The sequence below is a fragment of the Daeguia caeni genome (genome assembly GCF_042653845.1).
In the GTDB taxonomy this organism is placed as follows: Bacteria; Pseudomonadota; Alphaproteobacteria; order Rhizobiales; family Rhizobiaceae; genus Brucella; species Brucella caeni.
Genome location: NZ_JBHSEL010000045.1, coordinates 1 through 13,339, shown reverse-complemented (window position 1 = coordinate 13,339; position 13,339 = coordinate 1). Strand labels below are relative to the sequence as shown.

The following is a 13,339-nucleotide window of genomic DNA, read 5'->3' as shown; positions in this document are numbered from 1 at the left end:
GAATGCGGGACAGGACCATTGTAGCACAGAAAGCGAGCACAGGCATCATCGGCAGGCAGGGCGGGGGAAGGGCCGCTTCCCCATGCAGGGCGCAGCGCAGGCAAGCAATGATTTTGCGAATTCGCTTGCCGGGAAAGCAGACTGTACCAGCTTGCCGGTCGCAAGGATGCAATTCCGGTTGCGTGTTGGCGCAAGTTTGATTAGAAGGGATGCAACATCAAGAGTTGGGGAGACGCCCAACGCCAACCTGCCATTCCGGGCAAGGTGGTACTCCCGATAGGGAGGATGTGGCCAGCCGGCAATTATACGGATCAAGCCACAGGCGTCTGCACCAATAAAACAAGGACAGACGCAACATGCCGATCAAGATACCTGATGACCTGCCTGCAACCAGCGTGCTTGAAGCCGAGGGTGTTATGGTCATGCGTGAGGCGGATGCCATTCGTCAGGATATCCGTCCGCTCAGGATTGGCCTGCTCAATCTGATGCCGAACAAGGTGACCACCGAAACGCAGATTGCGCGCCTGCTTGGTGCTACGCCCCTACAGGTGGAGCTTACTCTGGTGCGCATCACCAACCATGTCGCGCGTCACACGCCGGCTGATCACATGCTCTCCTTTTATCTGCCATGGGAAGAGGTGAAGGGCGAGAAGTTTGACGGTTTTGTCATCACGGGTGCGCCGGTCGAGCGTCTGCGGTTCGAGGACGTGACCTATTGGGACGAAATGCAGCGCGTGTTTGACTGGACGCAGACCAATGTGCATCGCACGCTGACGATCTGCTGGGCCGCGCAGGCGGCGGTGCATCATTTTCACGGCATGCCAAAATATGAGCTGCCGCAAAAGGCCTCCGGCATCTATCGTCAGCGCAATCTGGCGCCAAGCTCGCCCTATCTGCGTGGTTTTTCAGATGATTTTTCCATTCCCGTCTCGCGCTGGACGGAAGTGCGCAAGGCCGATATTCCGCAGGACAGCGGCCTGGAGATTCTGGTTGACAGTGCCGAGACCGGGCTTTGCCTGCTGCATGATCCGCGTCATCGCGCGCTGCACATGTTCAACCATGTCGAATATGACACGACATCGCTGTCGGACGAATACTTCCGCGATGTCCAGCTTGAGCCGAACACGCCGGTTCCGGCCAATTATTTCCCGGACAATGATCCGACCAGGCCGCCGGAAAATCGCTGGCGCAGCCATGCACATCTTCTATTTGGCAACTGGATCAACGAGATGTACCAGTCAACGCCTTATGATCTGGCCAGAATCGGTCGGGAATGAACAAAAGAGCCGGGCGGGCGATCCGTCCGGCTTTATGATTCCGCCCGATCGGCAGGCAAGCAGATTATCCGGTCACGCGGGCAAGCCAGCGATGCCAGTCATGTTCCGAACCATAGAAGACATTGAGATCAATCTTCTCGTTCACGCCATGTGACAGGCCAGAGCCGGAATATTGCCAGAACAGCCAGCGGCGTCCCTTGTAGACCTTGCTTGGATGTTCCTTGACGGCGCGCAACCAGAATGGATAGTCGAGAAACGCGCCTTCCAGATTGTCGCGGTAGAAATCCGGCGTCGTATAGATGATCGGGCGCTTGCCATAGTGCTTTTCGAGCCTGTCCATGAAGACCTGCATCTTTTCCAGCACCTGTTCGCGAGACAAGCGGCGCTTGCACGAGGAATCCCCGTTCCATTCAACGTCAATCACCGGCGGCAGGGCGTTCGGATCCTTCGGCACATTGCGAATGAACCAGTCTGCCTGGTGGCTGGCATAACGGCACCAGTAGAAGAAGTGATAGGCGCCGCGCTTGATGCCGGCCGCATCCGCGGCATGCCAGTTTTTCATGAACATCGGATCGAGATGGTCGCCGCCATCGGTGGCCTTGATGAAGGCGAAATTGGCGCCCTGTGTGCGCAGGCGCGCCCAGTCGATATTGCCCTGCCAGCGTGAGACATCGACACCATGCACCGGATGGCGCAAGGGCGAGGCCTTGCCGAAATTGATGGGCTTTGCATCGCGGAAACGATGGGCATAGATCTTGTGCCGCGTTTCACGGCTCAGGCGCCTGACCGGATAGGCTGACATCTGGGACGCAGATACCTTGATCGGCTTTTCAACGACATTTTGCGGACGCTGTGCTGGCTGCGGCACGACGGCAGGCGGGGCTGCATTGAACTGGGCAGCTTGCGGAACCGGGCCAGCCCAGGCAAGGGACGGGCTGTCTGGTGCTGTCTGCTGTGGCGCAGGCTCGGCTGCAGCCACGGGGACTGAGGGGCGCACAACGGATCCCGTTGTTTCCGCCGAAGTTCCAGCCTGCATCATCAGCCCGTCCACGCCTGAACTGGATGTGCAGCCGGCAAGCGCCATGCTGGAGACAATGAGAGCGGAAACAACCGATTTACGCATTTTTACCCGTACGCAACAAAGGAGAATATTGGTTAAAACCCAATTCTTGACAGAAGCTTACCGGGAAATGCTGAATCCAAAGTTTACGTGGCAGAAATGGCTGTGGGGTTTGAGCTTTTCACATTGCGGCGCGGCAGGCCAAAGCGCCATGCCTGATCGGATCAGGCGCTCAAACAGGCTGGTCACTGGCCTGTCACAGTGATTTTGGCGGTGCGATCGTGCTGTTGCTATCGGTCTCTCTGGGCTGGCTGTGCTTGACGCTTGCCACCTTGACCATGATTTCGGCAATCCTTGCCGGATCCTTGATGCCGCATTCAAAAATCTGGGTAATCTCACGCGCCATTTCATCGCGAAAGGGTGAGGTAATGGCGCAACGATTCAGCCTCTCACAGGAGAGCAGATAGGCAGACTGCAGGTCATTGAGTTCTTCAGGGGTAAATCGGCCGAGATAGAAATCTCTGGAGAACGGCATCTTATTGAAACTCTGGAACTATTTATAAAGCACTCTTGCGGTATTGTCACAATGCATGGCATCAATCCGCCGACGCAGATGGAACTATGGCAGCAATAATGCCATAATGCAAGCCTATTGTTTGCGGAAATATGAACAATTAACGAAATAAATTTGCCAATTGTCGAACAGTAGTGTGGAAGGCAAAGGTGCGCGTCAGAATCGGTATTGTCACAGTTTCAGATCGGGCAAGCAGGCGGGAATATGAAGACCTGAGCGGCCCGGCAATCGAGGCATGGATCAGATCAGCTGTCATAACACCTTATGACATTGTCAGGCGGGTGATTCCGGATGGTATGGAATCGGTGCGTGATACGCTGATTGAGCTTTGCGATCATGTCGGCTGCGACCTGATCCTGACCACGGGTGGTACAGGTCCCTCGCCGCGCGATGAAACGCCTGAAGCCATGAAGGCGGTTCTGCACAAGGAGTTGCCGGGCTTTGGTGAGCTGATGCGCCGTGTGAGCCTTGAGCAGACACCAACGGCCATCCTGTCGCGCCAGACGGCAGGCAGTCGCGGCAAGAGTTTCATACTCAATCTGCCCGGAAAGCCGGCTTCCATTGCGCTCACCCTGCAGGCGGTCTTCCCTGCGATACCTTATTGCCTTGATCTGATCGGGGCAGGGCGGATTGAAACGGATCCGGTCGTGGTGAAGGCGCATCGTCCGGCATGAGGCAAGGCGTTCCTGTCCTTCACAATATACCGGAGCGAACGGTTTCATGCGCGGGAGACGACGTGCAACCCTTACGGCAATGGTTTTATAAACTTAAATATAACATTGAGATTATAGTATAATACATGGCAGCGTAAGGTCTCTTTCGTAACAGACCATCCACTGACTTCATCTTCATACGCTTGTGCTGCCTGCAATCTGCAAGCCTGTTTTGCGCAATTGTACTATTTCACCGCTTGCATTCCGCAAATTGCCTGCTGAACAATGACAGGCAAAAAGAGGGGCGCCAGTGAAGCCAGTTGATGAACTGATTAGTCATGGCGGAGAGCTCCGCCAACCTCATGAGTTTCTCAAGCGCTGGCTTGATGAGCAGCATCCGGACAACAATCAGCTCGGCAATGAAATCGCCGAAGCCTGCAATTTCTATTGAGAAGACGCCATGCTGCTCAATATCCGGCATGTTTCGCATTATTCCTATGGATACCCGGTTCCCGATGCCGTGCAAAGGCTGCATCTCCTCTCCGTTCCCGGCAGAGTGTACTGAAATGAGATGCCGCGCTTGAAGGTGGCGTGCAGGAAGTGAGCCATATTGATGGCTTCGGCAACAGGACTGACCCTGTCCAGCATCACCGCCACGTCACCGGGATTGTCATTACGGCAAGCGGTGTGGTCGAGGATCGGGTGGGGGCCTGGCTGGGTCTGGTTCGATGCGGCAAACAATATCTGTTCCAATGACTGCTATGTGAGTCTTGCAACTGGCTTGATTGTCGTGATGCAGCGCTGATCTCCGGCATCAGGCTTGGCGGCACGGAGGAAAGTCTTGCGTTCACATCAATGTCGGGCAGTGATGGTTTGATGGCCGACTCTGCAGTGCATTGTCCTGAGAGATACCATAGACGACATGCCATACGGAATTGCCAATAACCTGTTATGTTGGAATGCGGATTGATCACGGGCTGATTTTCATGTCCGATACGTGGACGAATGCAGGCCTCGACAAAATCCCTACATTTTCAAAAAATGCGCAGCTGATCGGTTCCGGGTGATCGTCATGCTGTCGGCGGGCAGTCTGGCAACAATCCAGGCAGTTTCAAGCCTGCTGGAAGAGCGTATGAAGGCGCCGGGTGATCGTCATCCGAGCCTGTTTGAAGCGCCGTTCATGTTCCATGCGGCGCGCCTTGTCGGTGAAACGGGCAAGGAAGTCATCCCACCTCGGCCAAAGGCAGTCAGAATGCCGATGCCTTCGGCACGTCCTCTATCGGTGGGCAGATCAGGGGCGGTCAGCCCTGACTGTTCTATATTTATCCGGAAGGCAATTTTATCGAATGCTCACCCGATACGTCGTTTTCCAGATCGGTGAACACAAATATGGCAAGCCGATTCTCGTGTGGCCTACAAGAAAGAGATGAGCTTCGAAGGGCGCTCAATCTTTTGCTGCTTTCATTCGTTTCAATCCCGAAGGCCAATCTTTCTGAGGTCTGCCGCTTGATATGCAGATCTACGAGGCTGACAGTCTGGAGCTTGGTGAAAGACATCGTTTCACGGCGGCTGAGCCATTATCAGGCCGTTTGGGAACATTGCTCTGTCGCATTGCAGTCTGCGCTCGACCAGCTGCCGGCGTTTCGCTTTGACAAGTGCGTTGTCTTACGATCGAAAAAAAGGGCCGGCGTTTTAGCCGGCCCTGGCTTGAAATGGGGGGTTAGCCAAAAACCTTGAAACGCTCCTTGTCGTCCATGAAGTCCTTTTCGCCAAATGGCTGTTCATTGGAGCCAAATGGCATCTGGGCGCGCAGCTTCCAAGAAGCAGGAATGTTCCATTCAGCCGCAACCTCGGCATCAATCAGCGGATTGTAATGCTGCAGGCTTGCACCAATGCCGACATTGGCCAGCGTCGTCCATACGGCAAGCTGTGCCATGCCGCTCGACTGTTCCGACCAGAGCGGGAAATTGTCAGCATAAAGCGCAAACTTTTCCTGCAGGTCCTTGACCACATCCTGGTTTTCATAGAACAGAACCGTGCCGGCGCCAGCAGCAAAGCCATTGATACGCGCTTCCGAAGCAGAAAAATCTTCGGCAGGAACAATCTTGCGCAGGGCTTCCTTGACAAAATTCCAGAATTTTTCGCTTTCAGCGCCAAACAGAATGACAGCACGTGAGCTCTGCGAGTTGAAGGCGGAAGGTGAGTGCTTGATGGCTTCCTGAATGAGTTCGCTCGTCTGTTCCTTGCTTATTGGAAGGTTCTTGCCCAGTGCATATTGGGTTCGACGCTTTTTGAGGAAAGTGAGAGGAGCCTGATACATATTCAATTCCTGTCTTGGCACAATTGAAATGCCGTTTGGTTAATCATCTGAATGCGTTAATGTTCTAGGATATGGGTGTTGAACGGCTCAATACCAGTCCCGGTTTCAGTTACAGACTGTCTATAGACTGTCAACGATATGTGTTCAAAAGCAGATCGACCTTGCGCCGCAGGAAAGAAACGGGAATGATCTTTCTCCTTTTTGCCATTAGCAAGACAGGAAAATGCATGGCATGGCTTTACAAGCAGCAGCCAATCATGGAACCTACCAAATTGGTGGGATTTGGGCCGCTCGGGAGCCGGCTTCTGTCCGGAACTGGGGAAGAACAAGGAAGAGGCTGATCTACAAGTGGCCAGGGAGATCTGGTGATATGATGAAAGGTGCCAGCATTTGAAATCATTCATCATTGTCGGCGGCGGCGCCAGTGGCGTCATCATGGCAGCACAATTGTTGCGGCGTGGCGGACGTGTCGTTCTGTTCGAACTCACCGGCCAGATTGGCGCCGGCATTGCCTATTCGACGGAAAATCCCAACCATCTGCTCAATGTGCGCGCTGGCAATATGAGCGCCTTTCCGGATGATCCGGATCATTTCTTCAATTGGTTGCAGGCCTGCGGACTTCCACCGCGTGAAGGGGGCTGGGAAAAGCAGAGTTTTGTACCGCGGCGGCTTTATCGCAACTATCTGGAATCGCTGTTGCAGTCCTATCTGGATGCAGGTGACAGGCGCCTTGTCATTCATCAGGATGAAATTGTCGATACGATGCTTGAGGCTGGCAAGCCGATTGTCGTGACGGAAAGCGGCAAGCGTTTTTCTGCCGATGTCGTGATTTTTGCAACCGGTAATGAACCGTCCGTGACCAGTTCCGGCAGCCAGGTCAGCGAATACTGGACGAGCAATGGCATGTTCGACATTGCGCCGGATCAGACGGTTGCGATTTTCGGAACGGGCCTGTCAATGGTTGACAGTGTTCTGTCTCTGCTGGATCGCGGCCATCAGGTGCCGATTCATGCCATTTCCAGACGTGGGCTGCTGCCGGCGCGGCACACTGTCGTGGTACCGGCCGTGATCGAGGCGGATGAATTGTCTTTTGGTGCGCCCCTGTCAAGGCTTATGCAGACAGTGCGCGTCATGATCCGGAAAACCACGAAACAAGGCGGTGACTGGCGCAGCATCATTGATGGATTGCGGCCGCATAGCCAGAAGTTGTGGCACCACCTTTCGCTGGCGGATAAGCAGCGTTTCTTGCGCCATCTGCGTCCATGGTGGGATGTGCACCGCCACCGCATGGCGCCGGAAGTGGCCGACAGAATTGACAAGGCGCGCCAGACTGGCCAGCTTATTATCCGCTCAGGCTATCTGCAATCCGTGTCGCAGATGGATACGGATATGCTCATCCGTTATCGCAACCGTTACGGCAATGATGTGACGGAACTGCGCGTCTCCACCATCATTGATTGCCGTGGCGGTAATCTGTGTTTTTCCGTCACGCGCAACCGTGCCCTGCTTTCCCTGCTGGAGCGGGGATTGGCAAGGCCAGACCAGACCGATCTCGGTTTTGACGTGACGCCAGAGCTGAAAATCGTGAATGCCATGGGCGAGGCTGCCAATCCGCTTTATGCCATCGGCCCCTTGACCAAGGGTGTTTATTGGGAAGTCACCGCCATCCCGGATATTCGTGTACAGGCCGAAAAGCTTGCAAATGCCCTGTGCGCTACTGACTGAAGGCCACCGTCCAGTTGCCGGCAGGCGATGAAGATTGCCAAAACGGCGGCGCTGTCGTCAGACAGGCCGCCGGTTGTATGGCACAATAGCTGTCATTCAGCCGAAATAGGCTGGCAGAACATCTTGCGGCTGGCCATCCATCTTGATGCGGCCATGTTCCAGCCAGATGATGCGGTTGCAGTTTTTTGCCAGGAGCGCCTTGGAATGGCTTGCAAGGATGAGGATCTTGGTTGAATCAACCAGAGATTGCATGCGCTGATTGGCGCGTTCCTTGAAATTCTCATCACCGGTGGAAAGCCATTCATCCATGATGAGAATTTCGGGTTTGATCGAGGTCGAGGCAGAAAAGGCCAGACGCAATTGCATGCCGGTGGAATAGGTTCTGAGCGGCACATCGAGAAATTCGCCGAGATCAGTAAATTCGCAGATATCCTCAATCTTTTCAGCGATTTCCTGCGGCGTCATGCCCATCATGGCGCAGCGCAGCCGGATATTCTGGCGCCCTGTCGCATCCGGATCGATACCCAGATTGATATTGATCAGCGATACGGCCTGGCCGTGGATGATCGCATGCCCCTGCGTTGGCGTATAGATGCCGGACAGAACGCGCAGCAATGTCGTCTTGCCTGCGCCATTATGGCCGATCAGGCCGACGCGGTCGCCTTCATTCAGAGTAAGGTTGATATTGTCCAGACCACGGATGATGACGATGCGATCCGTCTTGCGTTCAATCTTGCCGCCCGTAGCAACACTCAGAACCTTGTTCTTGAATGAGCGTGTGGTCGAATTGAAGATCGGAAATTCGACACTGACGTTTTGCAGCTTGATATGTGTCATGGTTACAACCAATACGCTACGCGACAGCGATATTTGCCAAAGAATATCAGTGCGAAAATCCAGCCGCAAATGGCCATGCCAATGGCGACAGACCAGTCAAGCACGGTTGGAGCAACGCCAAACAGGGGTGCCCGCACCAGTTGTATCAGATGGTAGAACGGGTTCACGTCGATGAATAGACGGGAAACATGCGCTGGCAGCGTTTTCTCCATCCACATGATCGGTGTGGCATAGAACAGAACCTGCAATATGTTTGTCAGGACTTGCGTCATGTCGCGATAGCGCGCGCACAATGTGGCAAGCACCAGAATCATCCATGAAAGGTTGAGACAGATCAGAACCAGGCCCGGTATGGCCCAAAGGGCGTGAAAAGTGATGGCCTTGCCCATCACCAGCGCTACGATCGGGAAAATGATGATATTATGTCCCAATATGATCAGATTGCGCCAGATTGTGCGCATGACATGAATGAAGAATGGCAGCCGGATCTGCAGAATCATGCCGGATGCATTGATGAAGGTGTTGCAGCCTTCCGACAATGAGGTGGAAATGAAGCCCCACATGATGATGCCGGAACACAGATAAGGCAGGAAGTCGCTCATCTGGCTTTGAAACAGTGTGCCGAAGATCGCGCCCAGCGCAGAAACGAAAACGGCCATGTTCAACGTCAGCCAGAATGCGCCCACACGCGAACGGCGATAGCGTTGCGCAACATCCTGCCAGCCGAAGATCAGCGCCAGGCGATATTTGGCAAGCGCTTCCGTAATATCCTCAAGGGCAACCCTGAAGCCTTTGATCGGTCGTAGTTCATCTGGACCGGTCGCGCTGTGTGGCTGGGAAATGTCCATGCTCATGTGTCTATGCTTAACCTGGTTATTGTCACGACCAATTCATTTTCAAAATTCGTTTCAGGAGTAGTTTATGAAATCAGCTCGTCAAGTCGAATCCATGATTCTCGCTGAATAAGGCGTATTTTGGACCCCCTGCATTTGTACAATGTAGAGTACTTATCCCATGAACAGATATGGTTGATTCCATTACGAAATCGAATGAGGTTATTAAATAGATTGTCCTTATAAAAGGGTTTACGCTCCATTTTTCATGGAATCTTGCACCAACCTGTAATTGGGGAAACTGGCTGGGGCGCCTGGATTTCCCGGTCAGATCAGTTTTCCGAGCCGTTGCAGTCAGGTTCGCTTGCAAGGCGTGGTACGACGTCTTGTGAGACAGGTCAAGGGCAGGACGTGGCAGCTGTGGATCGGCATTCTCTGCCAACTATGGCATTGAGCAACTGAAAACACTGAGCGGTTCGCCGTGTAATGGCCGCGCATGTGTGTGGTGCATGCAGGGCAGGGTGCATGTCGCCGGTCATAAACCGATGCTTGTGCAGTTTCACCCCACGCCTCCGCACGGGAGGCGACGGGCCCTCCACGAGCGCCACGACCGATTTTGTCAGGTTTCGATCCACGCCTCCGCACGGGAGGCGACCTAAGCGCTTGCTGGCTGACCTTGGCAGGACGATGTTTCGATCCACGCCTCCGCACGGGAGGCGACTGTCATCCTATAATGCAACGATTCTGCTGCGTCAAAAACGCCTGTTGTGCGAACATGCTAGGCTTTGCGCGGCGCGCCGGGTAAGGCAGCGTCTGCAATTTCGATCTTTCAACAATGTCAAAGAGCTGGCTGTGGTGCGAAAGGTAGCGTGTTTTCCGACATGCTGGGGGTTCGCACACAGCAATGATGGATCTGCTCCGCGTCAGAAGATCAACGTGCCGTTGAGGTCAGACGGCGGCTTGGCCCCCACATGCTCCACCTTGCGCTGCCAGTTTGAGCCAAGATAATAATAGCGCAGGCTGTCCACGTCCGGTCTGATGATCTTTTCAAGCCGTGCCTTGAGCTTCGTCCACTGCGCCGGATCCACCTCGATTTCGAAGACGGAATATTGCACCCGCTGGCCATAGTCGCGGCAGGCCTTGGCTACTGCCCGCAGGCGGGCTGCACCTTTTTCCGACGTCGTGCTCACGTCATAGGTCACGAGTACGAGCATTTGCGCCTCATTTCCAGAACCATGGTGGATAGGCGTCAAGATCGCCGCGTAAGTGCCGCGACAGCATCAGCGCCTGGATATAGGGGACAAGACCGAGCGACACCCTTTCCTCAATAAAGGGATGAATCCGTTCCTCGCGCTTGCGCTCCTGCCATGCGGTGAGTACCGTCCGGCGCGCCTCGTCGCGCATCACCACCGCGCCGCTTTCCTGCGTGACGAAATCACCTGCGCGCAGCTGCCGGCGGTTGACCAGTGATAGCGCCAGCCGATCCGCAAATACCGGTCGCAGCTCCTCCATCAAGTCAAGCGCCAGACTTGGCCGCCCTGGCCGGTCACGGTGCAGAAAGCCTGCTGCCGGATCGAGCCCGACGCTTTCCAGCGCCGAGCGGCAATCATGCGTCAGAAGCGTATAGAGAAAGGAAAGCAGCGCATTGATCGGATCAAGCGGTGGTCGGCGTGACCGGCCATTCCACCGCAGCTCCGGATCGGGTGATCGGATCAGGAGGTCGAAAACGGAGAAATACAGGTTGGCGGCTTCGCCTTCGGAACCGCGTAGGCGCTCCAGTGTATCATCCGAAAGTTCCGCGCGCCTCAGGATCTGGGCAAGGCGTTCGGTGACTCCGGTAATCATGATGCGCTCCCCAGCTACATATTCGTTGCCATAGTCCCTCAGTGCGCGCATCAGTACGGCGCGCTGGTTAGCAACTTTGCCCACCACAATCGAGCGAACGATATCGAGCGGCGCATCGCAGGCACGATACTGCGCCCGCCGCAACAGTATATTGCCGCTGGTCGGCCCTTCGAGTCTCGCTGCGAACCGCCCGTGCCGGCTGAGAAAGGTTAGCGTAATGCTGGCAGAAGCGAGCGCTGCCATCAAGGCTGGTGTGATCAGTACGGCGCCGAATACGACGACCGCCGATAGCATGTGCAGCGGCACACGCCCCGTTTCGATACCCTCTACCTCCGCGACAAGGTTTTCGCCGTCCTTGCGGAGCGAAGCCCCCTCGGTCGTCACATAAAGTGTGTTGAGCAGCTTCTTCACTCGGGTTCCTCCTGCGCGATCAGCCGCTCAACCATGCGGCTGCGCCAGACACGTGCCGAACGCACCACTGCATCCGGCCGGCATGTCTCTTTGAGTGAACAGGCGCGACAGTGCTGCTGTTTCACCGTAGGCGGCGGTGTGCGGCCGCTTGCGAATACTTCTGCCAGAGCAGTTATCGTCTCCTCAGTGAGGCCACGGAGCTCGGCATCGATCGGAACCGTGACACGCCGTTTTGTCTCACCATAGAAGAGGGCACCTTCCGGAACGGGCCGGCCTGTCATTTCCTCAAGACACAGTGCCTGGGCGCAGAGCTGCACCTCATCGGCGCGGTGGAGTTTCGGTCGGCCGCGTTTGTATTCGACAGGATAGGGAATTTCGCCTTCCGCTCCGATATAGAACTCAACCATGTCGGCAATGCCGGAAATGTTAAGTCGGCGGGATGCGATGGGCAACGCCATGACTCGCCGGATGCCCTTGACCTTGCGCGTTCCGCCCTTGTCTGCCACCTGATGCAGCACTTCGCCTTCCGCCGTGAAACGGTTGTCGGCCCACACCTGCTCAAGATGGATGAGGGCTGCCTGCCGCAGGCAATAGACAGCGTATTGCAGGGCGGAGATAGGGATGGGTTCTCCGCCCTCGGGCTCCGGCAATGGCACCCGGTTCGAGATCATGGTTTACAGGATCTCCATCACCTCCACACCTGCTGGCACATTTTCGCGGTCGATTGTCACCATGTAGTCGGCAAAATTTCTGGCCGGCGGCAGGTTGTCGAGACTCTTGTCGATAACCCGGAATTCACCGTCGATGTTGCGTCCGATCCGGATGAGGTCGAACAGTTGGTGTGCCGGGGCGTTGCCGAGCGCGTTTTCATGCTTGAAGACGATCAGCTTGCGGGTCGCCATTTCGCCGCGCGCCGCCGACCGGTCGTGTTCGAACATGTTCACAAGTGCCTCGAACAGAAGCTGCAGGTCTTCCTCGGAGAAGCCGGAACGTTCGGCAAACCTGGCGGAGACGAAACCGTGCGCCACATAGAGCCCGTATGGCACGATGTGCTTGCGGCCCATGGTGCGGTTTTCGATGCGTTCGGGAGAATCGTCTCCTTCCGCCTTCTGTTTCTTCTCGGCTTCGTTCGTCGCTGCCATGCGGGTGATCGAGATCTCGAGCGGCAGAATAGGCTCGACAGAACGCGCGAAGGTGAGCTGCACCGGCCCCTTCACCTGACCGCAATTGATGCCGGTCGACATCACCGCGTCGAATGCGCGTACATCGAAGAAGTTCTTGCACATGAAGGCGACAAGTTTCTTGGCTTCCATGTCATCCTTCGGTGTCAGCTTGGCGTCCTTTTCCACCTTCGGATCATCGGGTCGCAGCGCCTTGTAGGCTTGACGATGCTTTTCGTTGAGAATGGAGCCTTCCTCGACATAGATATGATAGCCTTCCTGGCCATGGAGTGCGAGATCAACATAGTTGCGGATCTTGCGCTTGAGGCTCACATCCGTCACCAGTCCCTTGTTGGTTTCGGGATCAATGCGCGGCAGGTTGCCAGCATCCGGATCACCGTTGGGATTGCCGTTGACGACCTCGAAGATCAGGGCAAAATCATAGCGGTTGGCGATTGCAGTCATTCGTCAGTTCCCCTCGGAAGTGTTCGCGTCGGATTGCTTGGTTCGGTTGAAGTATGTGAAGCGCTGATGGTAGTAGCCGAGGCCGAAAAGTGCCTGCTGTCCGACATCAACGCCCATGAGACCAAATTGTATTAATTGAGAAGAGAGGGTTTTCGGCTCATCATAGCTTTATCAAAGGA

General features: G+C 55.3%; 15 protein-coding genes and 1 riboswitch. Of the genes, 5 read left to right on the top strand and 10 right to left on the bottom strand.

Annotated features, from left to right (window positions below; translation table 11 throughout):
* The first annotated feature begins 209 nt into the window (after positions 1-209).
* A riboswitch (SAM-I-IV-variant riboswitch) is annotated at positions 210-316 on the top strand.
* 40 nt (positions 317-356) lie between these two features.
* Positions 357-1,277, top strand: coding sequence for a homoserine O-succinyltransferase (locus ACFO1V_RS05835; RefSeq protein WP_374833377.1), 921 nt, complete (start codon positions 357-359; stop codon positions 1,275-1,277).
* A 64-nt stretch (positions 1,278-1,341) separates the two neighbouring features.
* Here ACFO1V_RS05835 and ACFO1V_RS05830 read toward each other — a convergent pair whose 3' ends face one another.
* A complete protein-coding gene (locus ACFO1V_RS05830) occupies positions 1,342-2,400 on the bottom strand; it encodes a GH25 family lysozyme (protein WP_374833375.1) in 1,059 nt (352 codons plus the stop codon).
* 193 nt (positions 2,401-2,593) lie between these two features.
* Complete coding sequence (locus ACFO1V_RS05825; RefSeq protein WP_374833373.1) at positions 2,594-2,872, bottom strand: hypothetical protein; 279 nt, start codon at positions 2,870-2,872, stop codon at positions 2,594-2,596.
* 188 nt (positions 2,873-3,060) lie between these two features.
* Between ACFO1V_RS05825 and mog the strand changes: the two genes are divergently transcribed.
* On the top strand, positions 3,061-3,585 hold the full coding sequence (mog, locus tag ACFO1V_RS05820) for a molybdopterin adenylyltransferase (protein WP_374833371.1): 525 nt from the start codon (positions 3,061-3,063) through the stop codon (positions 3,583-3,585).
* Positions 3,586-3,814: 229 nt separating this feature from the next.
* Here the strand turns inward: mog and ACFO1V_RS05815 are convergent, their stop codons facing one another.
* Positions 3,815-4,045 (bottom strand): hypothetical protein, encoded by a 231-nt coding sequence (locus tag ACFO1V_RS05815; RefSeq protein ID WP_374833369.1) that lies wholly within the window; start codon positions 4,043-4,045, stop codon positions 3,815-3,817.
* A gap of 110 nt (positions 4,046-4,155) precedes the next feature.
* On the opposite strand from ACFO1V_RS05815, the gene ACFO1V_RS05810 reads away from it, so the two are divergent.
* Both ACFO1V_RS05810 and ACFO1V_RS05805 read left to right on the top strand, forming a co-directional pair.
* Positions 4,156-4,320 (top strand): hypothetical protein, encoded by a 165-nt coding sequence (locus tag ACFO1V_RS05810; RefSeq protein ID WP_374833367.1) that lies wholly within the window; start codon positions 4,156-4,158, stop codon positions 4,318-4,320.
* A 316-nt stretch (positions 4,321-4,636) separates the two neighbouring features.
* Positions 4,637-4,945, top strand: coding sequence for an Ntn hydrolase family protein (locus tag ACFO1V_RS05805; RefSeq protein WP_374833365.1), 309 nt, complete (start codon positions 4,637-4,639; stop codon positions 4,943-4,945).
* A 339-nt stretch (positions 4,946-5,284) separates the two neighbouring features.
* Here the strand turns inward: ACFO1V_RS05805 and ACFO1V_RS05800 are convergent, their stop codons facing one another.
* The gene (locus ACFO1V_RS05800) at positions 5,285-5,884 is read right to left on the bottom strand and encodes a nitroreductase family protein (protein WP_374833363.1); all 600 of its coding nucleotides are present in this window, start codon (positions 5,882-5,884) and stop codon (positions 5,285-5,287) included.
* 390 nt (positions 5,885-6,274) lie between these two features.
* On the opposite strand from ACFO1V_RS05800, the gene ACFO1V_RS05795 reads away from it, so the two are divergent.
* A complete protein-coding gene (locus ACFO1V_RS05795) occupies positions 6,275-7,609 on the top strand; it encodes an FAD/NAD(P)-binding protein (protein WP_374833361.1) in 1,335 nt (444 codons plus the stop codon).
* A gap of 96 nt (positions 7,610-7,705) precedes the next feature.
* Here the strand turns inward: ACFO1V_RS05795 and ACFO1V_RS05790 are convergent, their stop codons facing one another.
* From ACFO1V_RS05790 to cas7c, 6 genes are all read right to left on the bottom strand, one after another.
* Positions 7,706-8,446 (bottom strand): ABC transporter ATP-binding protein, encoded by a 741-nt coding sequence (locus tag ACFO1V_RS05790; protein ID WP_374833359.1) that lies wholly within the window; start codon positions 8,444-8,446, stop codon positions 7,706-7,708.
* 2 nt (positions 8,447-8,448) lie between these two features.
* Positions 8,449-9,300, bottom strand: coding sequence for an ABC transporter permease (locus ACFO1V_RS05785; protein ID WP_374833357.1), 852 nt, complete (start codon positions 9,298-9,300; stop codon positions 8,449-8,451).
* A 902-nt stretch (positions 9,301-10,202) separates the two neighbouring features.
* On the bottom strand, positions 10,203-10,493 hold the full coding sequence (gene cas2 / locus ACFO1V_RS05780) for a CRISPR-associated endonuclease Cas2 (RefSeq protein ID WP_374833355.1): 291 nt from the start codon (positions 10,491-10,493) through the stop codon (positions 10,203-10,205).
* 7 nt (positions 10,494-10,500) lie between these two features.
* Positions 10,501-11,535, bottom strand: coding sequence for a type I-C CRISPR-associated endonuclease Cas1c (cas1c, locus tag ACFO1V_RS05775; RefSeq protein ID WP_374833353.1), 1,035 nt, complete (start codon positions 11,533-11,535; stop codon positions 10,501-10,503).
* The gene (gene cas4 / locus ACFO1V_RS05770) at positions 11,532-12,206 is read right to left on the bottom strand and encodes a CRISPR-associated protein Cas4 (RefSeq protein ID WP_374833351.1); all 675 of its coding nucleotides are present in this window, start codon (positions 12,204-12,206) and stop codon (positions 11,532-11,534) included. Before cas4 ends, cas1c begins: the two co-directional genes overlap by 4 nt.
* Positions 12,207-12,209: 3 nt before the next feature.
* Complete coding sequence (gene cas7c, locus ACFO1V_RS05765; protein WP_374833349.1) at positions 12,210-13,160, bottom strand: type I-C CRISPR-associated protein Cas7/Csd2; 951 nt, start codon at positions 13,158-13,160, stop codon at positions 12,210-12,212.
* Positions 13,161-13,339: the final 179 nt, after the last annotated feature.

Bases quoted from the DNA above. Each gene is read 5' to 3' on its own strand.
- cas2 (WP_374833355.1), bottom strand. From the start codon at position 10,493: ATGCTCGTACTCGTGACCTATGACGTGAGCACGACGTCGGAAAAAGGT.
- ACFO1V_RS05805 (WP_374833365.1), top strand. From the start codon at position 4,637: ATGCTGTCGGCGGGCAGTCTGGCAACAATCCAGGCAGTTTCAAGCCTG.
- ACFO1V_RS05825 (WP_374833373.1), bottom strand. From the start codon at position 2,872: ATGCCGTTCTCCAGAGATTTCTATCTCGGCCGATTTACCCCTGAAGAA.
- ACFO1V_RS05815 (WP_374833369.1), bottom strand. From the start codon at position 4,045: ATGCCGGATATTGAGCAGCATGGCGTCTTCTCAATAGAAATTGCAGGC.
- cas7c (WP_374833349.1), bottom strand. From the start codon at position 13,160: ATGACTGCAATCGCCAACCGCTATGATTTTGCCCTGATCTTCGAGGTC.
- ACFO1V_RS05790 (WP_374833359.1), bottom strand. From the start codon at position 8,446: ATGACACATATCAAGCTGCAAAACGTCAGTGTCGAATTTCCGATCTTC.
- ACFO1V_RS05800 (WP_374833363.1), bottom strand. From the start codon at position 5,884: ATGTATCAGGCTCCTCTCACTTTCCTCAAAAAGCGTCGAACCCAATAT.
- ACFO1V_RS05830 (WP_374833375.1), bottom strand. From the start codon at position 2,400: ATGCGTAAATCGGTTGTTTCCGCTCTCATTGTCTCCAGCATGGCGCTT.
- ACFO1V_RS05785 (WP_374833357.1), bottom strand. From the start codon at position 9,300: ATGAGCATGGACATTTCCCAGCCACACAGCGCGACCGGTCCAGATGAA.
- ACFO1V_RS05835 (WP_374833377.1), top strand. From the start codon at position 357: ATGCCGATCAAGATACCTGATGACCTGCCTGCAACCAGCGTGCTTGAA.
- cas4 (WP_374833351.1), bottom strand. From the start codon at position 12,206: ATGATCTCGAACCGGGTGCCATTGCCGGAGCCCGAGGGCGGAGAACCC.